Here is a 22,880-nt window from a genome sequence, read left to right on the forward strand (position 1 = left end):
GGACCAGTGCCAGACCCCTGCAGGGAAGGCAATGCTAAACCAGACCACCGGAAAGTAAATTCAACAGATTCCAGGATAAATGTTCATGTCGAGGCCATGTTCTTGGTCGTCTGTCAGGTTATCCGTTCCGGGATAATATCAGGTGACCGCCGGCATTGAAACCGATGTTATGTACGCGGTTTGATGGAACCCGCTATCCAGGAAGACCCGAGTTGCTCCTGCCGTCCGGGTTTTCACTGTCCTTCAGGAAGGCGTCCTTGAGAAGGCGGCTCTGGAGATCGTAGGCGCGCCTGGGGTCTGCGGGCTGCCCAATGATGGCGATCTCCTGGGTCAGCAGCCGGGCGATGTGCATGACGTGGGTGTCCCTTTTTCGCATCTCCCGGTGGTACAGCGGATGGTCCTGGTTGATGTAGACCACGTTGTTCTCCGTGAAGCACTCGGGGCCATCAGCGCCGAAGTGGTCCAGGCAGCAGGTGATCCCCATCTGTCCGAGCTTAATCCTCTGGATAACGGCCCTGGGGGTCAGACGCCGGACCGTGGGCTTCTTTTCCCCGGGCTCTTTTTCCTTCCCCTCGATCTCTTGCCCGCCGCCCGTTACCTCCTCGACGGAAGGCTCCCCTGTCTCCATTACCTCTTTTTCTGTGACGGCCGCCTCTCCGGTTCCATCACGCTCTTCCCCGAAAGGAATCGGCCCGAAAGGGGAGATCTCCGGATTCCGCGCCAGGGCCTCCTGGATCCTGATGAGGGCTTCCTTCAGGGCCCTCCTGTAACGGCTCTTCTCCCTCCGGCTGCTCAGGGTCCTGAGTGCCCGCCGGACCTCCTCCATGACCCCGAGGGCCGTCTCCCTGAAGACGGCATACTCCGGCGAGTCGACGATGAAGCCGCCCCTGTCGCTGGTGATGGTAAGGAAATCGGCGTTGATCTCCCCCCTGACGCGCGCAGCGTCGCCTCCCCAGGTCTCCATGCCGAACATCTCCCGCCTCACGAGGACCCCCTTGACCCTCACCTGAATCCCCATTTCCCGGGCGGAACTCCGCGATTCCGGCAGAATGTAGATCTCTCCATGGATGAGGCCGAAGTCCGTCCCCTCCATAAAGGGAATCCGGTGGCCCGAAAACTCCCGGGGACGGACTTCCTTCCCATTCAGGACCACCTTAAAATGAGGGGCGCGGATGGGGACGCTTTCGGTGACCAGCCTTTCCAGGTCTTCCGCGGTGAAAGTCTTTTTCAGCTTGGAGATAGTGACAGTGGTTCCGTCCCCCCGGGAGGGGTCGGACTCGTGAACGCTGATGGGCAGGGTCCACTTGCCGGGTTTCGCTTCCCAGGACTTTTTGTCGAAGATCACCGATGCGGCGAAATCGCCCTTCTGGGTGGAGACCTCGAACCGTTCACCGGTGGTGAGAGCCGCGAACTTGCCGATGCCGAACTGGCCGATGAGTTCCCTGTCGAAACGTGGAGAGTGCTTCCTGATCCGTTTTTCAGGCGAGCCGATGTTGAAATATTGAATGAGCCCGTCGAGGTCCATCCCGTTGCCGTTGTCCCAGACGACGATCTGGTCCTTGTCCACCGATACCCGAACCTCCGTGGCATCCGCGTCGTAGGAGTTGTTGATGAACTCCCTGATGAGTTCGATGCTTCTGGAATAGAGCTGCTCCCCAATGGCGATAAGGTGGCTCTTGTCCACCGTCACAGGGATGGTCTTGCGCCTTGCGCTCATGGAATCCCCCGTCAGTGTCACCGGCGAGTGGCGGTATGACGTCAGCCGGTGGTGAAGGTAGATCCGTAAAATATCAGAAGCGCATGGCAACTGGCAAGAAGCAGGCGATTACCATTTTTGTCAGTCTCCATTTAAAAGTTCATTGGGTAACGTCTCCACAAACGCCCGAATCTCATCCCGCACGCACCGGTAGTGTACGAGCGCCTCTTCTTCGGTCTTCACGTCCTGTGCTAGCTTGGGCGGGTCGTCGAAGCCGACGTGGACGACCTTCGCCTTGCCGGGAAAGTACGGACAGGTCTCGTGCGCTTGGCCGCAGACTGTAACCACGTAGTCGAAGTTCTTCATCTCTCGCAGGTTGCCTTCTCAAGGCGCTTCGTGTCGGTTTTCACCGTCTTGTGATCCGCCGGGCAGTCTCGAAAGCATTCCTGGAGACACTGATCCAGGCGGTGTCTCGGTTCAATGAGGTTGTAATACATCCAGGTTCCTTCGCGCCTGGCCTCTTTTGTTTGACATTTCAAGAAGGCCTTATATACTTGGCCGTGATAAGGCCCCTAAGGAGGGGGCAATTGCTGTTTATTTTAAGTAGGGAGGCGTGTCATGAGCAAAACCGTTCCTTCGACCACAGGCCCGGCTCAGGCTTCCGGAAAGAAAAACCCCTCTTCACCGGCGCATTATCATTTGGCGGCGAACAAGGATACAGTGCATTGGGGTTATTGGAGCAGGGATCTTCCCCCGGCAGTGACCGTGCAGTCAGGTGACTTCATCACCGTGGAAACCATATCCCATCACGCGGGAGATGACTACGACCGAATGATCAAAGGGGATGCCGGCATCGAAAGTATTTTTCACTGGACCAAGCATGAGAAAAACGTCGAGCGTCGTGGTTCGGGTTCTATGGATGCCCAGATCGGTCATGGTGAAGGACTGGGTGTCCACATCCTTACAGGTCCGATCGCGGTATCCGGGGCCAGGCCGGGCGACATACTTGAAGTCCGTCTGCTGAAGCTGCGGCCGCGACCCGGCACAAACCCGAAGTACCCCGGGAAGACATACGGGTGCAACGCGGCAGCCTGGTGGGGATATCTGTATAATAACCAGATAGAGTCGCCCAGGCCACGAGAGGTGATTACGATTTATGAAGTGGATACCAGCATGAATATCCCCACCGCCAGAGCCGTCTACAGCTATCGATGGACTCCATCAACCGATCCATTCGGGGTTGTGCATAAGACCATGGATTATCCGGGCGTAGTGAGGGATCCCAGCACGATTCAGGAAATCAAGCCTGTCCACGAGAATGTGCACGTGCCGTTGAAGATGCATCCCGGTACTTTGGGCGTAGCGCCGAATGAAGACGGTCTGGTCAATTCTATTCCGCCAAGTTACGTAGGTGGGAATATGGATCAGTGCAGACTTGTCGAGGGGACAAAGGTGTATCTTCCCGTGGCGGTGAAGGACGCATTGTTGTCAATGGGCGACTCCCACGCTACGCAAGGGGACTCCGAATTGGCGGGCACTGCCATAGAAATGTCCATAACGGCTCTCATTCAAGTGATTCTGCATCCCCAGGCTTCCATGCGGGGGACTACTCTCCAGCATCTGGATTATCCATTGATCGAAACCCCGGATGAATACATAGTCCAGGGTTTCACTTATCCCGATTACCTTGCTGCTCTCGGAAAGGATGCTCAATCCGAGATATTCCAGAAATCCTCGCTGGACCTCGCGTTCAAAGACGCCGTGAACAAGATGCGTCAGTTCATGATGAAGACGAAAGGGCTCACTGAAGATGAGTCGATAACGTTGATGTCCCTCGCTGCAGACTTTGGGGTTACCCAGGTGGTCAATGGAAATTGGGGCATGCATGGTATTTTGAAGAAGGGAATCTTTGTCGATTAACAATCCTCTTGGCCGTCCTTATATAAGCATCGGTCGGGATAGACCGTAAGCTGTTCTTATCCGTCCCGGCCGCATAACCTGTCCTTTTCGTTGTCCCAAAGAGCGACAAGATGGTCGTCGCCCCTCAGGTGATTCCGGTAGATATACCTGACACAGGCCAGATAATACTCGTCCGTGCCAAAGTGCTCCGGCACCGGTTTTGGTCAGGGCGACCTTTGCCTTAAACTCCGCTTTTCGTTCAGGAAACGGTAAGCTCTTAAAGAGTGCGACCAGCGATTCGCTCGAGGATGATGCGGGCACATTCATTCATATAGGACCGACACAAAATGCCGGCTTGACTCTTAGTCTGTCCTGTATTATTATCATTTATTGGTATCTATTGTCATCTATTGGCATCCCACAGCAGAGCGTTGCTTAATCGCAATTGGGAGGTGATCGTGGAGACTGACAAATGGCTCACTCTTGATGAGTTGACCGAGTACTTGAAACTTAGCCGGACCAAGCTCTATCGGATGGCCCAGGAAGGTAAGATTCCCGCCTCCAAAATTGGGGCTCAATGGCGTTTCAACCGAAAGGAGATCGACGACTGGGTGACAAGCCAAAGGCCGGGCGGCGCCGCCTCTCAAGGAAAGTAAAGGGATTTTCTCTAAAAAAACGCATTTATCGAGGGAATATAGGGGAGACAAATAAAACTATGGGAAATATAAAAATCGCTGTTGTTGGAGTTGGAAACTGCGCCAGTTCCCTGATACAGGGCATCCACTACTATCGGGGAAAGTCCCCGCAAAATGCCGTTGGCCTGATGCATTGGGAAATTGGCGGATACAAACCCGGTGATATCGAGGTCGTTGCGGCCTTCGATGTCGACAAGCGCAAAGTCGGCATTGATGTGCACGAGGCCATTTTTTCCGCGCCCAACTGTACGACGGTTTTCTGCCCCGACATCCCCAAATCCGGAGTTGCCGTTCAAATGGGGAAAGTCCTGGATGGGTTTGCGGAACATATGAATAATTACAATGAAAAGCGCACTTTTGTGCTGGCAGACGAGCTGGAGCCGGCCGAAGAGGAAATCGTCAGGATACTGAAAAACTCCGGCGCTGAAATTCTCTTGAACTACCTCCCGGTCGGTTCCGAGGAGGCGACCGGGTTTTATGCGGGCTGTGCGTTGAAGGCCGGCCTGGCCCTCGTCAACAATATTCCGGTTTTTATCGCCAGCGATTCTAAAGGACCCTGGGCGAGGCGTTTTGAAAAGGCGGGCCTTCCCATTATCGGTGACGACGTCAAGTCCCAGCTGGGTGCGACCATTACCCACCGTGTGCTGGCTGATCTGTTCGCAAAGCGTGGTGTCAAACTGGAGCGTACCTACCAGCTCAATACCGGCGGCAACACCGACTTTCTCAACATGCTCGACCGCAACCGCCTGGCTTCCAAGAAAGTGTCCAAGACCGAGGCGGTGCAGGCAGTAGCCGCCCGACGTATGGAGGATGACAACATCCATGTCGGTCCCAGTGATTACGTGCCCTGGCAGAACGACAACAAGGTCTGTTTCATCCGCATGGAGGGCAAGCTGTTTGGTGATGTGCCCATGAATATCGAGCTGCGTTTGTCTGTGGAGGATTCACCCAACTCGGCCGGGGTGGCGATCGATTCCATCCGGTGCGCCAAACTGGCCTTGAGCCGTGGGCAGGGAGGCATACTGAAAGCGCCATCGGCCTATTTCTGCAAACATCCACTGCAGCAGTTCACCGACGATGAAGCGTTCCGGATGATAGAGCATTTTATCAATAACGACTGATGTGATGGGGATAAAGTGTCTAATTATCGCGGCGGGCAATGGCAGCCGACTGAGGCAGAAAGGTGACAGCAAGCCCCTTATCCCCATTCTGGGTATCCCCCTTATCGAACGTGTGATCCGCTCCGCCATGGAAGCCGGTGCGGACGAATTTTACGTTGTCATCGGCTGGCAGGGCGACCTGGTCCGTGATTTTCTGGAACGGTTGGCGAAACGTCTTGCAATCCGGATCACGCCCCTGGTGAATGAAGATTGGGAGAAAGAAAACGGACTTTCAGTGCTCAAAGCACGGGACGTTCTGCAGGAGCCGTTTCTGCTGCTCATGGCGGATCATCTCTTTGATCCTGAGCTTGTCCGCGCCTTGACGACCCATTCCCTGCCCGGTGGAGAAATAGCGCTCGTAGTGGATAGCGATCTTCACAATCCCCTCATCGACATGGATGATGTGACTCGCGTTAGAGTAGAAAATGGGAAGATCTGTGATATCGGCAAAGGGATGACCGATTTCAACGGCTTCGATACCGGTATTTTTCTCTGCTCTTCCACCATCTTTGAGGCACTGGAGCAAAATAGAAAAAAAGACGGCGATACGACACTGTCCGGGGCGATACGTATTCTGGCTAAAGACAGCCGCGCCAAAGCGATCTCTTCAAATGGTTTCTGGATTGATGTGGACGACCCTGCGGCTTTCAAAAGGGCGGAGAGGGTCCTGCTGGACCGTCTTCGGGACAAGCCGACCGACGGGCCGGTATCACGCTACTTGAACCGCCCCCTTTCCGTGATGTTTTCCCGTCATTTGGTGAAATTTGATATTACGCCCAATCAGATTTCCCTGTTCTCGTTTCTGTGTTCCCTGGTGGCCGCAGGGTTGTTCGTGATGGGTGGATATATCTCCTTGCTCATCGGTGGTGTTCTGGCACAGTTCGCATCCATCATCGATGGTTGCGACGGCGAAGTGGCCAGACTTAAGTACCAAAGCAGCGACCTCGGCGGCTGGTTCGATGCAGTGCTGGACCGCTATGCCGACGCCTTCCTGCTGTTCGGCTTGACTTGGCACCTGCTGGCAAGGGAAGCGAACGGCTGGGTTCTCTTCACCGGTTTCATGGCCATTATCGGCTCGTTCATGCTGAGCTACACAGCCGATAAATACGACAACCTGATGCGCGAGCGCATCAAAACCGGGGGTGGAATCGGGTTGCGGATGGGGCGGGATGTACGTGTGTTTCTCATCTTTCTCGGGGCAGCGACGAATATGGTACTCCCGGTGCTTGTGGTTATTGCCGTTGTGATGAATGTTGAGACCATGCGCCGTGTCAGGGTTGCGTGTGTTGACTGACATCGAATGTGCGAAACAGAAAATCCGACTGATCATCGCAGCCTCACAGGTGCCTGAAGATCCGTGTCACGCCGAAAACACCTTGGAGTGGCTTTTGCGGCTGGAACCGGATGCCGGCGAAACCTTACAGCTGGCGGCACTGGCCCATGACATCGATCGGGCAATCGAGAGAATCAAGATAAAACGAACAGACTTCGACAATTACGACGCCTTCAAAGCAGCCCATGCCCGAAACAGCGCTGAAATACTGCGCCCGATTCTGACCGCTTGCGGTGTGGAACGAAATATTGCGGAGGAGGCCTGTCGGCTGGTTGAGTTCCATGAGGTGGGTGGCGATTCTGGCTCCGATCTGCTCAAAGAGGCAGACAGCATTTCCTATTTCGATGTCAACCTGCCGCTTTATTTCCAGCGTGAAGGTTGGGACGAGACCAAGCGGAGATCACACTGGGGTTACCGCAGGCTTACTCCGAGAGCGCAGGAGATCGTCAGGCACATCGACCACGAGGACAAGGAACTGGCGCGTATGCTGCGAGAGGTGATTCATGCATAACAAGGCGTCTGAGAAAGAAACGGCTAAACCTGATGACTTCGCAAGAAGTCATCAACGCGCCCATTGAAGGACTTTTTACGATCCTATCAAACCTGACGTTAGCTATTTCTTTGAAAAGGACGACAGGAGGTTAGCAGACTGTGGAAAAGCTGGTACAATATTTACTTGACGAAGCGACTCTTTGGGCGCCGAGAGTTATCGGAGTTGTACTGATTTTCGTCGTTTTCTTTGTCCTTGCGAAAATAATAAAAAGAATAATCACCAATGCCGCTGAGCGATTGAAATTTGATAAAAATCTCACTTCGCTACTTGCCCGTACAAGCAATATTACACTGACAATCTTTGGCTTTGTGACTGCGCTCGGAACGTTAGGTGTTAATGTATCCGCACTAGTGGCCGGTCTGGGGTTGACGGGATTTGCACTCGGCTTCGCTCTGAAAGATACTATTTCCAATCTTCTCTCCGGCGTCCTCATATTGCTATATCGACCATTCGAGAGAGGAAACCGTATAAAGATATCGGGTTACGAGGGCATTGTTATTTCTATCGACCTGCGATACACGGAGCTTGATTCCGATGGGAATAAGGTACTCATCCCGAATTCAAAATTATTCACGGATCCAATCACTGTTTTTCAGTAACGGGCAATCGATAATGCAGCCTGTCCTTTCGATCATTCCAAAGAGGGCTGTCCCTCCTCCACCATACCCATCCCCCGTTCGTCGTAACGCGTGCCTGCGGCGGCGCCGGGTGGAAAGGCCTCGTTAAGGGCGGCCAGATCACCTTGGGAAAGGGAAACGGCCGGCGCCTTGACGTTCTCCTCCAGATGGGTCCGGCGCCGGGTACCCGGTATGGGGGCTATGTCCTTTCCCTGCGCCATAACCCAGGCCAGCGCCACCTGGGCGGGGGAAAACCCCTTTTCGGATGCAAGGTCCCGGAGCCCGCGGAGAAGTTCAAGGTTCCGTTGGAAGTTTTCCTTTTCCCGGAACCGGGGAAAGCGCGCGAGGCGCACGTCCCCTTCTTTGCCGAAATCCTCCTGGCTGGTAAATTTTCCTGCCAGGAAGGCACGCCCCAGGGGGCTGTATGGGACGAAACCGATCCCCAGTTCCCGGCAGGTGGGGAGGATTCTTTCTTCAGGGTCACGCGACCAGAGGGAATACTCGGTCTGCAGGGCCGAGATGGGGTGAACGGCGTTCGCCCGGCGGAGGGTTTCAGGCCCCGCCTCGCTCAGCCCCAGGAACCTGACCTTGCCCTCCTCCACGAGACGTGACATGGCCCCGACCGTGTCCTCGATGGGAACTTCCGGATCTACCCGATGCTGGTAGTAAATGTCGATATAATCCATCCCCAACCGCCTCAGGCTGTCCTCACATGCCGCACGGACATATTCCGGTTTCCCGCTGACGCCCCGGAAGCTTTTGTCCTCCCCCCGGAGGAGGCCGAACTTTGTAGCGATGACGAAACGATCCCGCGCACCTGCCACCGCGCGGCCCACCAGCCCCTCGTTGTGGCCCATACCGTACATGTCGGCGGTGTCCAGAAACGTAATGCCGAAGTCAAGGGCGCGCCGGATGGTGGCGACGGATTCGGCATCCTCGCTCGGGCCGTAGAACTCGGACATCCCCATGCACCCGAGGCCCATGGCCGACACTGTCAGCCCCTGGTTGCCTAACTTTCTCGTTTCCATGGTCACTCCCTTTTGTCATGCGTTGAACACTGCACCTGCCCGGGTTTCACCCGGAGCTTTACCTCCTCACGTTCAACGTTCCAAGTTTAAGGTTCCACGTTTCCTTTCAGCTCCGCCCGGGATTGCCGCGTCACTTTCGTCTCCCTCGATGCTCCTCGCAATGAAACATTGGCGTCATCGCGTTTGTCCCGCAAAGCGATCCCATCTTTTTGTTCCCCGCGTCCGCTTTTTCCCTCTCTGGACACTGGACACTGGACACTGGACTCTGGACTCTGGACATTGGACTCTGGACTCTTAGAATACCAGTGGTCTTTGCGAGATCTCGCAGTGAGGGTAGTTGGGACGAAACCGTTCGCAGGCCTCCGGCCGGTAACCGGAACCGCAGTGATAGATGGAGCAGAAAACGCTGGATTTCGATCCGTTGGAAAAAAACATGGGGCACATCCTGAGGCGGACACCCTCATAATACCATCCCTCGTAACGTTGATGGTTTCGCTGTTCATTTCCGGCCGGTTGAACGAAATAACGGGTCAGGGAGTCATACCTGGTCCAGAAGTTATATTCGTGGGCCTCAAAAGGACCGGGGTTAAGTTCCGCGCAGCAGGAACCGCACCTTCGACAGTTTGTCGGGCCGGGGAACCCAGCCAAAGAGGAAAGCCGTTTCAAGTCAACCTTGGAGTCGATGAAACGGTAGGCTTCGAAGAGAGCGAAAAGGGGTCCCATGGAGGAGGCGGAGTGACACTCAAGAATCCATGCCCATGGAATCCACCTGCTGCGGGCAACGCTCCCCATCCGCTTGGGAAGCACGGCCGCAAAAGCCCGGTTGCGCTCACCCAAAACGTTCTCCTAATATTTAAGTGTAGCAGGAAAAAACAGGTTCGCAACCGGAGGAGCGCATCCGTCGGATTTACCCGGTTATTTTACCTTCCACCGAATCCCTTGGGTGAAATAAATTTACCTAGAAATCAATCACCAGTTCCAGGTTGACAGTCAAGGGCACACCGCCGTACTCGCTATTGAGCACCGACCCCTCCGGCGAATCACCGAACCCGTAATTTATTCCGGCAATGAACTGAGAGAAGTCCGACAGGGAGTACAATCCGTACAGCCTCAGCAACATGCTCGGATCGGTCAGGTTGACGAATGCCACCGAATGACCGGTGAAAAGGGGCGTCAATTGGTATGATAAATCAAGAGCCGCGTTCCATTTTCCAACGGTCAGGTTCCGGCCGTCGACGAAGCGGTCCGAGATTCTCAGGGTCGAGTATGCCTCTGTGTCAGTGGAACCCCAGCCGTTATAATGCAGTTCCCCGATGAAATGGATTGATGTTCCAAGCTGTCTCTCCGCCCCCGCGGTGGCCTGTCCGAATGCATTTTTCCCGTCTGAATCCGTATAGAGAACCTGTGCGTAGAGTTTTGTGCCCGAAATGTCAAAGGTGTATCCTCCCCCGGCCTCGAGGTCCCCGGCAATTGATCCCCCAACCAGGGTTAAGGTGCCGCTGCCGGCGGGGAAAAGAAGATAGCCGGCTCCGCTGCCGGATGCGTCGCCCCGGGGAACACCTACTATGGTCAACTCAGAGAAACTTCCCAGGGGAAGGGTCAAAAGGGCCGCGTCCATGCCGGGTTTGTGGAGCCTTGAAATGTCTGCGAGGGAAAAGGCTCCGAAGAGATCTTCGATGTTGAAGTAAAAGGCGTTTCCCCATGTTACTGCCTGGCGGCCCAGGGTGAGACGAAACTTTTGACGATCCAGGCTGACAAGCAGGCGGTCAACCTCGGCAAAGGCCATGGCATTGTTGCGAAGAGTGCCGCTGGTCTCCATGTCGAGTGAGCGGAACAGGGATGTTGACGAAGAAACGGGTCGCCCGCTCGAGTTTGACCATCCGGTCAGACCGGCAAGGGCATGGACCTCCATGAAGAGGTCACCGGCTGTTTCCTGGACCATGAGGCGTCCGGATACCTCCCACCGGGCGAAGCCGTCGGAACCCTCCGTGGGGAGATATGCGGCTGTCGCCCAGTTCCCCGCCCCGTCCAGTTCAAACCCCGTCCAGGCCAAAGCCGGTGAGGCCAGACATGATATCAAGGCCATGGCCAGGTAGAAACTACGCCCCCTCAAGGGTATCCTTCACCACCTCACCATCCTTCAAACCAATAAACCTGTGTGCCCGCATGATAACCTCGGGATCGTGGGATGAGAAAAGAAAAGTCGTTCCCAGCTCCTCATTGAGAGTCTCCATGATGTCCATGAGCCCTTGTTCCGTGTGGCTGTCGAGGTTGGCTGTGGGTTCATCAGCCAGGACAAGATCAGGATCGGAGGCCAGTGCCCGCGCGATGGCGACCCTCTGCTGCTGTCCGCCGGACAGCTCGTGGGGTTTTCTCTTCTCGAGCCCCTCCAGACCCACCTTCGACAGGAGCTCCATCACCTTTTCCCTTCGGAGTTTTTCGGGCACCCCCTGGAGGAGGAGGACGAATTCGGCGTTCTCGTAGGCTGTCAGGACAGGGATCAGGTTGTAGAACTGGAAGATGAATCCGATGTGGTCCCGTCTGAGTCTCGACCTCTCCGTTCTGGAAAGGCTGCTGTACTCCCGGCCGTCCAGCCAGATTTTTCCGGAGGTCGGCCGATCCAGGGCCCCGACGAGGTTTAGAAGAGTCGTCTTGCCCGATCCGGAGGGTCCGGCGATCACGGCGAATTCCCCCCTCCCGATGTCAAGGGTGACGTTCTTGATAGCGTGAACCTCGAGGCTTCCCTGTTGGTAGGTGCGGGTCAGGTTTTCCGTCTTTATGATGGACATCCGTGGCTCCTCATGGTTTTTCCATCGCCTCCACCGGCTCTATGCGTGAGGCCTTCCAGGCCGGGTATATCCCCATGGTCAATGTGAGGACGAGAACCGCCAGGCAGAGTTGGATCACCCGGTGCGGCCGGAGCTGGGAGTACATGATGGGATCCACAACTGTCCCGGCAAGGTTCCAGCTCTGTGAGGAAAAGGACCTGAGGTCAAGACCGTGGACCGAGAAGTACCAGTTGACCCCAAGTCCGAGGACGAGTCCAGCCCCTATCCCGATCATGCTGAGAAAGGCCGTCTCCAGAAGAATCATCCGAAGGATCGCGCCACTCCGCATACCCAACGCCGCAAGGATTCCGATCTCCCCTTTTCGCTCCATTACGGACATGAGCACGGTGTTCAGCACCCCGATGGAGACGATGAAAAGTACGATGCCATAGGTCAGGTAGCCGAACACGTTGTCGATCATGACAAAATCTCTCATCTGGGGTTGGAGCTTCTGCCATGGGAGGATGACATCAGGTCCGTCGGGGAGCATTCGATTCAACTCTCTTAACACGGTGTCCTGTTGATATGGGTTGAACAGGTAAATGGCCAGGGACGTTACCCCCTTGCCCATGCCCATAGTGTCCTGGAGTATCCCCAGGGGGAGCAGGCAAATCGCCCCATCGATGGACGAGGACCCGGTCTGAAAGATACCCTTCACCCTCAGCAGGACGCTGGTTATCTCGCCGCGGGAATCCTGGGTGGTGAGAACCGCCTTTTTCCCAACCTTCAGATTAAGGCGTTTGGCAAGCTTTTCCCCTATTACAAGGTTACGTTGACCGGTGCCGTCGAGGAAGGAGCCTTCCTTCATGCTTCTTCTGAATATTCCTCCGTCTGCCTTCATGGCCGGATCTATCCCCTGGAACCGGATTCCCTCGGAGCCGGCGGCCGTGGCCAGGATTCCCTCCCCCCGGATTCTGGGAAAAATCCCCCTGACCCCCTGACTGGATCTCAGGACGGAGAGGATCGGGCCGGGGTTCCGAATAAAAAGAGAGGGGGAGGGAGATTGCAGGTAGCCTTTGGGCTGTACCGTCAGGTGCCCTTGTCCGATACGCACACCATTTTCGATCATCTGATTGTGTCCGCCGTCGCCAAGGCCCATGGAAAAGAGTGAAAGCGCGGTTCCCAGCGCGATTCCCACCGTTGTAATCAGGGTTCTTCGAAGGTAGCGGCGAAGATTCCTTGTAGCCAGGCCGATAACCATTGACAGGGCCGTAAAAAGTCCATTCATGGCTTTTTATTCCATGGAAAGCGAAAAGTGTCATTTTCACTTTCCTCACAAATCTTTGATTTGCGCGCCCCTAAGTGGACGCGTGGATGATTTCTTGCGAAGTCATCCATTAATGGCCCCTTCCAACAGCGCTGGCTGGGGTGATACGGGTTGCCTTGAATAGAGGAAACAGTGTTGCCAGCACGCAGACTACCAGCATTATCTCAATGGATTGAATAACCGCAGGGGGTGTTAGACTGGCACGGAGATGGGGATCGAAAGTCACGCCCGCATAGGCGAAAGAGCCCCCCAGATTGCTGATATCCCAACCGTGGACTTCGAGGTACCAGGACCAGAGGGCGCCGCCGGCCCCACCAGCGATGGCGGAGATGAGGGCCATGAAAATGGTTTCCAGAAAGACGATGACCGCGACAGGTATCGGCCCCAGACCCAGAGCCCGCATGACCCCGATCTCCCTTGTTCTTTCAAAGAGAGACATGAGCTGGGTGTTGACGATGCCCAGGGATGCCACGGCGAAGATGATGAAAAGTACAATTGTGGTACTGGTGGAGCTCAATTTAAGAACTTCCGAAAGTTCCGGGAGAAGCTCCCGCCAGCTCTTTACCTCGAGGCCCATGGGCGCCATGAGTGTTTTGTAACGCGTCAACGCTTCGGTAAGTCTGTCGGGCCTGGTGAGGCGCACAGCCACCTCGTGTATCCTTCCGTGGAGAGCCATGAGTTCATCCATGTCGTCACTCTCCATGAGAACTCCCGTGCGGTCGAAGGTTTCCCCGATGCTCTGAAGGACCCCGGAAATCCTGAAGACAGCGTTGCCGAGGGATCCGTCGGCGGCCTGGGCCAGAAGGACGACCTCGTCCCCCGGACCGACGGAGAGGGTTCTGGCAAGATTGTGACCCAGAACGACCTTTCCCTTTTCCCCTTCAGACAGAAAGGCCCCGCTTGCCAGGTGATGTTGAAAATCCGTTACCTGCCGTTCCCTTAACGGGTCGATCCCCCATATATAGCCTCCGGCGGACTGGGGGCCCGAACTGACAAGAGCGGTGGCATAGGTCCTGGGAGCCGCGTGTCCTTCGCCGGCGGCGTCCACAACCCTCAGGACCTTCGCGGGATCGTCGATGGTTTCGTAAAGGGAACGGTCATCGAGATACCCCGGTTTGTGAATCTGGATATGGCCCGTACCCAGAATGGTGGCGAACTGAACCATCTGGCCGTACATCCCATCCATGAGTGCATACGTGACAATCATCATGGTCAGGCCGAATGACATGGAGAAGATAGTGATCCCCGTGCGCCGTGGATTTCTCCAGAGGTTCCGCCAGGCGATTCTCAGGATGGTCATTGGGACAGGTCCCTGCGGGACAGGTTGCGGATAGAGAAGAAATTTTTCTTCAGTCCAAGTCCGAACTTCAGAACGCTGTAGTGGATAACCGTTCTCTCTCCCGGTTTGTCGGCGGGAGTCAGTGCCATGGTTGCCGGGAGATTCCTTCCCCCAAGCCGCATCACGTCGGAAAAGGTCATGGTCCGGGCCAGGTTTCCGTCCTCATCGTAATACAGCGATGTCACCGGGATCAGTTCATCCTGGCGAACGGTGACCAGGATCTTCCCCCATACTACAGGGGCGTCCGGTTTCGGGATCAGGGTGATTTCATAGACGGGCACCTCCTCCCGTTCCCCCTTGAAGGTGATTCTGGAGTCGTAATCATCGGACATCCTGCTCTCCTTGACGAGATCGTCGTTGGTAAAGTGACTCCCCATCCACCCGGCCATCATCATTGAGGTGGGCACCTTTATGACCCTGTTGACGCGGGGGAGGTAGTTCCAGATCTCCTTTCCAGCCCTCAGGGTGGCAATCCCCTTTTCCTTGGGCGGATATGTGATGGTTAGGAGGGAGTAGTCCTTGCCCAGGGACCATGCCTTGATTTTCAGCGATCTCTTCCAGTGGACGGTGACCACATTCATGGACATCTCAGCATAACTGGACTTGCCCCGCCACAGGTCGTCGACCCTCTCCAGGATATCCCTGGAGGTCACAGCGCTTGCCCGGGCCGGGATGATCGGAGGCAGGATCACAAGAAAAATTGCCAGGAAGACCCCTGCGACTTTTCCCATCTTCATTTTTTTGCCCTTTTGCGGTTTTGCGTGGAACCCCTCATCCGTATGCTCAACCTAATCCCTGCAAGCAATAATGACCGGTCGATGGCTCATTATCAACTTAAAATACAGGGTCGTTTTTAGAATCGGCATTTTTATCACACTTCCAGTAGGGCATGGAGAATCCGGACGGTCTACTGGTTGTGGATCGTCGGAGGTGGGGCGATTTTCCGTGCCGATAATGACGAACGGAGCCTTTCAAGCGTCGGTGATGAACATATTTTTTCTTTGACAAAATAAAAACAATGTTTTAAAAATAACCAACCTCCACATTTCACAGTTTACATTTGAGTTGCTTGTGATCCCTCCTTTAAAGCCCAAAAGGCATGGATCGGGGTCTTTGTTAAGTAAACGCCGTTTTAGTTGGAAAATTTCGGGCGGGTGTTTTGTCGCCTTATTCATAAGAGTTAGGGTTCAGTCCACAATCCCATGGGAGAGGAGGTGGTTCCCGGAAATCTGGTATGAAAGTTTCCTGTTTCTGGAGGAAGTAATACTTTATTGGACCACTATTTTCGAAAGGAGAAAGGAATGACAAAGGGTAATCCTGCAGTTATCGGGTTAGGTGGATTCGGGTTGACCACCATGATCCTTCAGTTCCACAATCTGGGCTGGGTAGGCATCGGCCCTGTCCTCTGGATCGGCCTCCTGTATGGAGGGACCGCTCAGCTGGTCGCCGGGTTCCTGGAGTTTGGCACAGGCAACAACTTTGGATTCTGTGCCTTCTCGGGATACGGCGCATTCTGGATTGCGCTCTGCTTTTTCGTTATCTTTGGCACCAGTCCTGATATCATTGCCAAATACCCGACGCTGAAGCTGGACGCAAGGGGTCTGGGCGTTTTCCTGGTGATGTTCACCATCTTCACCGGTATTCTATGGATAGCGTCAATCAAGCACCATCTCGTACTTAACCTGATCTTCCTGACCCTGTTCCTGGGCTTCGTCGGCCTGGACTTCAAAGAGCTGGCCGGAAACAAGACGTTAGGTACCCTCGCTGCTTGGGACCTGATTATTTGTGCATCTCTGGCCCTGTACCTGATGGCCCATATTGTCTATGCGGAAGCCGGCATTAATCTGCCCATCGGTGCACCGAAGTCTGAGTAATATTTAACGGCCGGGGTTCAATAACCCTGGGTTTTTCTGTGGTCCGTGTATCTTTTGCGTCCCCTCCGGGGGTACAAGGGATGTTCGGGCCACTTTTTTTGTTCATTCGGTGGGGTACAACGCGAGAAAGAAAGTCCAGAGTCCATTTGCCCCCCCCGTCTCCGTGTCCGCTTTTCCCACTGGACTTTCGACTCTGGACTCTGGACTCTGGACTCTGGAACCCCCGTGGCTGAAAGCCCTATAACCTGGTCCACCTGCATAAGGAATTGTCCAGCATCTCAACCGCTGCATACAGAATTACACCTAAAAGTCCCATCCCGACGATACCCGCATACATCTCCCGGTAATCCAGCCGGCTCCAGGCGTCAAGAATGAAGTAGCCAAGGCCGCTGTTGGTGGCGAAAGATTCCACGAAGAACAGGACGGCGATGGCGGTTCCGATACCAATTCTCAGGGATGTCAGGATCTTGGGCAGAACCGCGGGGAGTACAAGGTGGACCGCCTTCTGCCGGCGGGTGGCGCCAAGGGAGCGCATGGAAAGGATGAATGCCTTGGGAATTTCCCTGGCCGCGTCCCTGGTGGTGACCAGAATCTGGAAGAAGAGGATTAGGGCGATAAGAAAAATCTTGGAGGTATTTCCCAGTCCAAGCAGGATAATGACAAGAGGCAGGAAAGCTATTTTGGGAACGGGGTAGGTCAGATAGACAATGGGAGAAAGAAGCGCATCCGCCCGACGGGAACGGCCCATATAAATTCCTAATGGAACGGCTGCGACCAGCGCAAAGATGAGGCTCAGAAGAACCCGCAGGGCCGAAACCAGAAAGTGGCCCATAAGCGCCCCATCCATTGCTTTGGCGAAAGCAATGAACACCGGCACCGGCCCTGGAAGGGCATCGGTCCTGAGGAACATTGCCCCGGCCTGCCAAAGGATGAGAAGCAGGAAGACTGAGATAATATAGGAGATGGCGGAAAACGGCTGTTTTTTCACAGGGCTTCCTCCACCATCCTACGAACCTGAAGACATTTGCGCCGGAACTCCCCGGACAGGCGGAACGATTTTCCGCCAACACCCGGGTTCTCCAGCGTGTGGGCCACACTGCCGGGCCGTGGGGACAGGACGACCACCTTCCTTCCGAGGAAAACAGCCTCCTCGATGCTGTGGGTTACAAGGATATAGGTGAAGAGCCGCTCGTTCCAGATCCTCAGCAGGAGATTCTGAAGGGATTCCCTGGTCATGGCGTCCAGAGACGAGAACGGCTCGTCCATGAGGAGCAGGTCCGGATCGGTTGTTACGGCCCTGGCAATGGCCACCCTCTGCTGCTGGCCCCCCGACAGTTGTCCCGGGAAGCTGTCCTTGACGTCCCAGATCCCCAGTTTTTCCATGAGTTTCCGAGCTCGATTGCGCTGTTGAATTTTTGGAACTCCCCTCATCGCCAGACCGATGGTAACGTTGGAAATGGCGTTTTTCCAGGGAAATAGTCCATGTTGCTGGAGGATGAGGCTCGTTTCTCTCCTCGGTTTTCTGACAAGCTCCCCATTAATGGAAGCCTGCCCCTGCGTGGGAACAACCAGACCCGCGAGAATATGCAGAAGAGATGTTTTGCCGCAGCCGGTGGGACCGATGATGACACACGACTGCCCACGCCGGACTGTGAGATCAATGCCGACCAGAGCCGGATGGGGGCCGGATTCGGTCTGGTAGGTTAAGCTGATTCCAGACATCTCTACCATCTGCTTATCGCCTCATAAATAATCCATGATGCACGCTCCGTGCACACCCTGCTTGATGGACTTTTTGCGAAGTCATCAGCGTCAATTGGTCGCAAGATCCACATTCACGGTATTGGTCTTTCCCTCCCTCACCTCCACAGTGATCTCCCTGGTTATCCCCAGCTGACCGTTTTTCAACACAAAGCCCCTCTTTCCCACAGGCAGGTTCCCAAGGACGATCGGTGTGTATCCCTTGAGATGTCCCCTGAAGAATACCTGTGCCCACGGGATGGCCCCGATCCTGACTTCACCTGTGGGGAGGGGAGTTAAACGCAGGGTCCGGGTCTGATTGCCTTCCCCTCGGTCAAGGTTGAAAGTGGATTTTCGGTAGCCATAAAGGTCGGCCGAGATTATCAATGGTCCCCTGTTTTGATCCAGGGAAACCCTGACGGGAGAATTTCCGGCATCATCTCCATTTACGATGATCCTGGCTCCCGGCGGTGAGGTTGCGATCGTGATGTAGTCGGGTTTTTGTTTCGAAAGAGAATCGGATGGGGTCGCGGCGTCCGCATCCGGGGGGCTTGATGCTGCGGGATATGTGTAGGGGGTGGATGCCGCCGGTTTTTTAATGCCCGCGGGTGAAAGGAAAAGCCATGTTGCTGCGATGGACAGGAGCGCCGCAATGGTGATTGGAACCCCGTAGCGTTTTGGCCTTGTGATGGTTGCCGCAGTCGGTGCAATTACCGGGATCTTCCTCGGGGTCCCTCTGTGGGATTGAACCCTCTGTCCCAGAATTCTCTCTGATTGGGGGTCTTGCAGCGGTTCCAGTTCTCCGGCGACAGCTTCCGCGGAGGTCGGTCTGGATAACGGATTCACCGCAAGGCATGATTCAATGAGCCTCAGTATACCGGCTGGAATGTCGGCGGTAGAGGGAATGGGTGGATATTCGCCTTCCTGGATGGCCCTTAACGTAGCCCCGTCAGAGCCTCTCGTGAAAGGATGGCGTCCCGTAAGGACCTGGTAGACGATTATCCCCAGGGAGAAGATGTCGGATCGGTGGTTCAAGGGGTTGCCTTCCACCTGCTCCGGTGACATGTAGGATACTTTCCCCTTGAAAGCGGTAGTCCACGTAACGTCCGACAGGACGGCCCTGGCAATACCGAAATCGGCTATCTTGACCTCCCCCTCGGTTGAGATGAGGATATTGTGTGGACTCAGGTCCCGGTGAATAATACCGCCCGGGGATTCCGGCCCCCCCATGCCGTGGGCATACTCCAATCCCCTGGATATCCTGTACAGAATGTGAACGGCCTCCCCCACGCTGAGCAGTTTTCCTTCCGGCATGGATTTGAGCAGTCTCCTTAGATCCATGCCCCGGATATATTCCATAACGATAAAATCTGTTCCATCCAGAGTCCCGTAATCCTGGATGCCGATAATGTTGGGATGGTCAAGAAGGGAAGCCATGTGAGCCTCCCTGGAGAAAAGTTCCCTGAAAGAATCCTCCCGGGAGAGGTGGGGAAGTATCAGTTTTACGGCCACCTCGCGGGTGAAATGTTTTGGGTTTTCTCCCCGCGCGAAATATGGCTGACCCCTCATCCTGGCTCTGTATACTTCCGCCATTCCCCCTGACCCGATGAGCTCCAGAAGCATATATTGTCCGAACATTCGCTGCATGGTGGATAAAATAGCACAAAGCGGGTCAGGTTGTTTAGGGAATGATCGGGGGGAAGAATTTGACTTTCCTCGTTCCGAATTGTACGGTTAACCCCTTTGTGTCGAGGAGGCCTGGAAATGATCGATCTGCACACACACAGTACCGCCTCGGACGGTACCTTGAAACCGGCCGAACTGGTCAGGTATGCGGTTAAACGCGGCATCAAAGTCCTTGCGCTGACGGACCACGATACCCTGTCCGGCCTTAATGAGGCGGAAGATGAGGCCGGGTGTGTGGGACTCGATTTTATCCCGGGAATAGAGATAAGCGCCGCATTTGAACCCGGAACTCTACACATCCTCGGATACTACATGAATTCGGGTGATTCCACTCTGGAAAGGAACCTCGGTTTTCTGAGGGAGGGGAGGGATCATCGGAACCGGATTATCCTGGAGAAGCTGGTGTCCCTCGGGTACCCGCTTCAGTTAAAGGATGTTCTGAGGTTTGCAGGGGGGCAGAGCGTGGGGCGTCCCCACATCGCGGATGCCCTTGTCAGCAGAGGATACGTCGGTAACCGGAATGAGGCTTTTGATCGTTTACTGGCAAAAGGCGCTCCCGCATACGCGGATAAGGAGCGAATGACTCCAAAGGATGCCATTGCGCTCATCCTCAGGGCCGGGGGGATACCCGTCCTGGCCCATCCCCAGTATCTGAACCTGGACAATGACGCTCTTTCAGGGTTTGTGGGCGAGCTGAAGCATTCAGGCCTTGCAGGTCTCGAGGCCTATTATTACAGCCACTCCGCCCAGGATGTCGCCTTCTACCGATCCCTTGCCGAAAAGTATGGTCTGCTCCTGACGGGAGGCACCGATTACCATGGTCCCGGAGGGTTGAAGCACACCGATATCGGTGTTGGAAACGGCGACATGCGTGTGCCGGAGGATGTGGCTGAGGGTTTGAAGAAAGCACACCGTTCTGGATTACGGCGTTGACAGATGGCTGAATCGGGCATAGATTTCATACGGAAGTCGTTAATAACATGCAAATCGTAACAACGAAAAGGAAAGAGGAGTAGAATAAATGCCCACTTACGAGTACCATTGCGACAGTTGCGAGCGAGAGTTCGAAATTGACCAGAGGATTACCGATGATCCTTTAAGTGCATGTCCGGAATGCGGGGGCAAGGCCCACCGTCTTATCAGCGCTTCAAATTTTATCCTGAAGGGCAGTGGGTGGTATAAAACCGATTACGGCTCATCGCCCGGCCCATCCCCCAGCCAACCCACGAGCTGCGGTCTGGAAAAACCCGACCCGAAATGTAAGGCCTGTCCTGCCCAAACGAAGTAAACCTGCCGAAGGCCGCGTGAGAACAAGGGAGCGTAAGGTTAAAGCGAGAGCGGGTCTCCCATCAGGTAGAATATCCTCGAGGGATCTCAAGGGGAACCTGAAAATTGCTGCGGCTTTTATCGTTCTGATAGTGAGCGGCGGCGTGTTTGGCTTCATGAAAATTGAGGGGTGGGGCTTCCTCGACTCCCTGTACATGACTGTCCTGACCCTGTCCACCGTGGGTTTCAGAGAGGTCTATCCTCTCTCCTCAGGTGGCAAGATCTTCGCGATGATTCTGATTGCCACAGGTGTCGGCGTCGTCGCGTTTACGGTCAGGACCGCCGGTCGGGTAATGCTGGAGAACAGGTTCAGTATCGTATTCAGGAGGAAAATGGTGAAAACGATCGGAAAGCTCCGGGGCCACTACATTATATGCGGTTTCGGCAGAATGGGCCGTGTTATCTGTCAGGAACTGAACGAAAAGGGTTATCCTTTCGTCGTGGTGGATAACGTTGAGGATTCAGCAGATGATCTGGAACGCCTCGGCTATCTGTTTATCCGGGGAGATGCGACCGTGGACGACGTTCTTTTGGACGCCGGTATCGAAAAGGCGAAAGGTATTGTTACCGTTGTCACCAACGATGCGGAAAATGTCTTTATAACCCTTACTGCCCGCGGGTTAAATCCCAAACTCAACATCGTCAGCCGTGCGGCAAGTGATGAATCGGTGCAAAAACTCATCCGGGCGGGGGCGAATAAAGTGGTTGCTCCTTATGACCTGGGTGGGTTCAGAATCGCCCAGGCCGTTCTTAGGCCAACGGTGCTCGATTTTCTGGAGAGTATTGTGGATAATCAGGAGATGGGGGGGCTTCGCCTGGATGAAATCCACGTTCCCCCCGGTTCCAGGCTGGACGGAGTCAACGTGGTGGATGCGGGCCTGAGGAAGGACATGAACCTGATTGTGGTGGCAATAAAAAGCGGCACCGGGAGCATGACGTTCAATCCTTCCTCTGGAACCGAAATCAAGGCCGGAGACACACTGGTCCTCCTGGGATATGGACCTGAACTGGAGAGGTTGGAGGCGATCTCTCAAAAGATGCGATGAGCCCATTGGGCGGACGGTGTTATCGTGCATAGCCCATATTTTGCCCGGGCCTCTCTCCTTAACATCGAAAGTGACCTCGCCTTTCTCGATGAACATGGCCTTCTGCCTGAGGTTTACCTGCCGGCGGATAGACTTGAAAGCCTTGCGGGGGAGGACCTGGATCACCTCATAAAATGGAGGGAACGGGGCCTCGATGTCTCTTTTCACGCTCCCTTCATGGACCTTTCACCTGCCGGTCTCGACCCGCGGGTCCTGGAAGTGACCCGATTGCGTTTTAATCAGGTTCGCGATCTTGCCGAAATCGTCCGGCCGCGGCATATAGTCTTCCACCCGGGTTACGATAAATGGCGATACGGTCGGAAGCCCGGGGTCTGGCTTGAAAGAAGCCTGGCGACATGGTCCGGTGTCCTGGATTGGGGCGCCCGTATCGGTACGAGGATCGTTCTGGAAAACGTTTTCGATGTGGACCCCGGTCCTATGCTGCAGCTCCGGGTCCATTTTGAAGGTTCCCTGGGGCTCTGCTTTGATTCGGGGCATTTCCTGCTTTTTTCCGCGATTCCTCTTCAGGAATGGTTGACTGCCCTGGGAGATTCTCTATGGGAGCTCCACCTCCACGATAATCATGGAGATGAGGACACCCATCTGCCTGTGGGAGAGGGGATCTTCGACTTCTCCGCTCTTTTTACCGACCTTTCAAAGAGAGGGACGGAGCCCCTGACGGTCCTGGAGAACCACAGTCGCGACGAGACCGTACGGTCCCTTGAAAGGATGAAAGGATATTCGGGATAGTGGA

At 55.0% G+C, this 22,880-nt stretch carries 23 protein-coding genes and 1 pseudogene; 11 read left to right on the forward strand and 13 right to left on the reverse strand.

Annotated features, from left to right (window positions below; all coding sequences use genetic code 11):
* Positions 1-193 precede the first annotated feature (193 nt).
* Together GXP52_02250 and GXP52_02255 are read right to left on the reverse strand one after the other, a co-directional pair.
* Complete coding sequence (locus tag GXP52_02250) at positions 194-1,717, reverse strand: ATP-binding protein (GenBank protein NOY86107.1); 1,524 nt, start codon at positions 1,715-1,717, stop codon at positions 194-196.
* 120 nt (positions 1,718-1,837) lie between these two features.
* A pseudogene (locus tag GXP52_02255) lies at positions 1,838-2,056 on the reverse strand (arsenate reductase ArsC).
* Between the two features lie 258 nt (positions 2,057-2,314).
* Between GXP52_02255 and GXP52_02260 the strand changes: the two are divergent.
* A complete protein-coding gene (locus GXP52_02260) occupies positions 2,315-3,616 on the forward strand; it encodes an acetamidase (protein NOY86108.1) in 1,302 nt (433 codons plus the stop codon).
* Between the two features lie 56 nt (positions 3,617-3,672).
* Here the strand turns inward: GXP52_02260 and GXP52_02265 are convergent, their stop codons facing one another.
* Positions 3,673-3,810 (reverse strand): hypothetical protein, encoded by a 138-nt coding sequence (locus GXP52_02265; GenBank protein NOY86109.1) that lies wholly within the window; start codon positions 3,808-3,810, stop codon positions 3,673-3,675.
* Between the two features lie 240 nt (positions 3,811-4,050).
* On the opposite strand from GXP52_02265, the gene GXP52_02270 reads away from it, so the two are divergent.
* The 5 genes from GXP52_02270 (at position 4,051) to GXP52_02290 (ending at position 7,935) form a co-directional block, all read left to right on the forward strand.
* Positions 4,051-4,251: a helix-turn-helix domain-containing protein gene (locus GXP52_02270; protein ID NOY86110.1), complete on the forward strand. Its 201-nt coding sequence runs from the start codon at positions 4,051-4,053 to the stop codon at positions 4,249-4,251.
* 59 nt (positions 4,252-4,310) lie between these two features.
* On the forward strand, positions 4,311-5,411 hold the full coding sequence (locus GXP52_02275; protein ID NOY86111.1) for an inositol-3-phosphate synthase: 1,101 nt from the start codon (positions 4,311-4,313) through the stop codon (positions 5,409-5,411).
* Positions 5,412-5,415: 4 nt separating this feature from the next.
* Positions 5,416-6,744 carry an NTP transferase domain-containing protein gene (locus GXP52_02280; protein NOY86112.1) on the forward strand — a complete coding sequence of 443 codons (1,329 nt, stop codon included), beginning with the start codon at positions 5,416-5,418 and terminating at the stop codon, positions 6,742-6,744.
* Positions 6,737-7,294, forward strand: a complete 558-nt coding sequence (locus GXP52_02285; GenBank protein NOY86113.1) for a DUF4202 domain-containing protein — start codon at positions 6,737-6,739, stop codon at positions 7,292-7,294. Before GXP52_02280 ends, GXP52_02285 begins: the two co-directional genes overlap by 8 nt.
* A gap of 140 nt (positions 7,295-7,434) precedes the next feature.
* Positions 7,435-7,935, forward strand: coding sequence for a mechanosensitive ion channel (locus GXP52_02290; GenBank protein NOY86114.1), 501 nt, complete (start codon positions 7,435-7,437; stop codon positions 7,933-7,935).
* A gap of 32 nt (positions 7,936-7,967) precedes the next feature.
* On the opposite strand, the gene GXP52_02295 is transcribed toward GXP52_02290, so the two are convergent.
* The 7 genes from GXP52_02295 to GXP52_02325 all read right to left on the reverse strand — a co-directional run bounded on the left by GXP52_02295 (position 7,968) and on the right by GXP52_02325 (position 15,152).
* Positions 7,968-8,981, reverse strand: coding sequence for an aldo/keto reductase (locus GXP52_02295; protein ID NOY86115.1), 1,014 nt, complete (start codon positions 8,979-8,981; stop codon positions 7,968-7,970).
* A 294-nt stretch (positions 8,982-9,275) separates the two neighbouring features.
* Positions 9,276-9,818: a hypothetical protein gene (locus tag GXP52_02300; GenBank protein ID NOY86116.1), complete on the reverse strand. Its 543-nt coding sequence runs from the start codon at positions 9,816-9,818 to the stop codon at positions 9,276-9,278.
* A 121-nt stretch (positions 9,819-9,939) separates the two neighbouring features.
* Positions 9,940-11,094, reverse strand: a complete 1,155-nt coding sequence (locus GXP52_02305) for a hypothetical protein (GenBank protein ID NOY86117.1) — start codon at positions 11,092-11,094, stop codon at positions 9,940-9,942.
* Positions 11,081-11,770: an ABC transporter ATP-binding protein gene (locus tag GXP52_02310; GenBank protein NOY86118.1), complete on the reverse strand. Its 690-nt coding sequence runs from the start codon at positions 11,768-11,770 to the stop codon at positions 11,081-11,083. The genes GXP52_02305 and GXP52_02310 overlap by 14 nt, the downstream gene beginning before the upstream one ends.
* Positions 11,771-11,780: 10 nt before the next feature.
* Positions 11,781-13,037 (reverse strand): ABC transporter permease, encoded by a 1,257-nt coding sequence (locus GXP52_02315; GenBank protein NOY86119.1) that lies wholly within the window; start codon positions 13,035-13,037, stop codon positions 11,781-11,783.
* Positions 13,038-13,146: 109 nt separating this feature from the next.
* Positions 13,147-14,376: an ABC transporter permease gene (locus tag GXP52_02320; protein NOY86120.1), complete on the reverse strand. Its 1,230-nt coding sequence runs from the start codon at positions 14,374-14,376 to the stop codon at positions 13,147-13,149.
* Positions 14,373-15,152 (reverse strand): outer membrane lipoprotein-sorting protein, encoded by a 780-nt coding sequence (locus GXP52_02325; protein NOY86121.1) that lies wholly within the window; start codon positions 15,150-15,152, stop codon positions 14,373-14,375. The genes GXP52_02320 and GXP52_02325 overlap by 4 nt, the downstream gene beginning before the upstream one ends.
* A 564-nt stretch (positions 15,153-15,716) precedes the next feature.
* On the opposite strand from GXP52_02325, the gene GXP52_02330 reads away from it, so the two are divergent.
* Positions 15,717-16,289, forward strand: a complete 573-nt coding sequence (locus GXP52_02330; GenBank protein NOY86122.1) for a hypothetical protein — start codon at positions 15,717-15,719, stop codon at positions 16,287-16,289.
* 238 nt (positions 16,290-16,527) lie between these two features.
* Here the strand turns inward: GXP52_02330 and GXP52_02335 are convergent, their stop codons facing one another.
* The 3 genes from GXP52_02335 to GXP52_02345 all read right to left on the reverse strand — a co-directional run bounded on the left by GXP52_02335 (position 16,528) and on the right by GXP52_02345 (position 19,667).
* The gene (locus tag GXP52_02335; protein NOY86123.1) at positions 16,528-17,199 is read right to left on the reverse strand and encodes an ABC transporter permease; all 672 of its coding nucleotides are present in this window, start codon (positions 17,197-17,199) and stop codon (positions 16,528-16,530) included.
* A gap of 74 nt (positions 17,200-17,273) precedes the next feature.
* On the reverse strand, positions 17,274-18,020 hold the full coding sequence (locus GXP52_02340) for an ABC transporter ATP-binding protein (protein NOY86124.1): 747 nt from the start codon (positions 18,018-18,020) through the stop codon (positions 17,274-17,276).
* A gap of 81 nt (positions 18,021-18,101) precedes the next feature.
* Positions 18,102-19,667, reverse strand: a complete 1,566-nt coding sequence (locus tag GXP52_02345) for a protein kinase (protein ID NOY86125.1) — start codon at positions 19,665-19,667, stop codon at positions 18,102-18,104.
* A gap of 126 nt (positions 19,668-19,793) precedes the next feature.
* Between GXP52_02345 and GXP52_02350 the strand changes: the two genes are divergently transcribed.
* The 4 genes from GXP52_02350 to GXP52_02365 all read left to right on the forward strand — a co-directional run bounded on the left by GXP52_02350 (position 19,794) and on the right by GXP52_02365 (position 22,876).
* On the forward strand, positions 19,794-20,648 hold the full coding sequence (locus tag GXP52_02350; GenBank protein NOY86126.1) for a PHP domain-containing protein: 855 nt from the start codon (positions 19,794-19,796) through the stop codon (positions 20,646-20,648).
* An 88-nt stretch (positions 20,649-20,736) separates the two neighbouring features.
* Positions 20,737-21,003, forward strand: coding sequence for a zinc ribbon domain-containing protein (locus tag GXP52_02355; protein NOY86127.1), 267 nt, complete (start codon positions 20,737-20,739; stop codon positions 21,001-21,003).
* A gap of 154 nt (positions 21,004-21,157) precedes the next feature.
* Positions 21,158-22,087 carry a potassium channel protein gene (locus GXP52_02360; GenBank protein NOY86128.1) on the forward strand — a complete coding sequence of 310 codons (930 nt, stop codon included), beginning with the start codon at positions 21,158-21,160 and terminating at the stop codon, positions 22,085-22,087.
* A 24-nt stretch (positions 22,088-22,111) separates the two neighbouring features.
* Complete coding sequence (locus tag GXP52_02365) at positions 22,112-22,876, forward strand: sugar phosphate isomerase/epimerase (protein ID NOY86129.1); 765 nt, start codon at positions 22,112-22,114, stop codon at positions 22,874-22,876.
* Positions 22,877-22,880 lie beyond the last annotated feature (4 nt).

This window comes from Deltaproteobacteria bacterium (assembly GCA_013151915.1).
Classification (GTDB): domain Bacteria; phylum BMS3Abin14; class BMS3Abin14; order BMS3Abin14; family BMS3Abin14; genus BMS3ABIN14.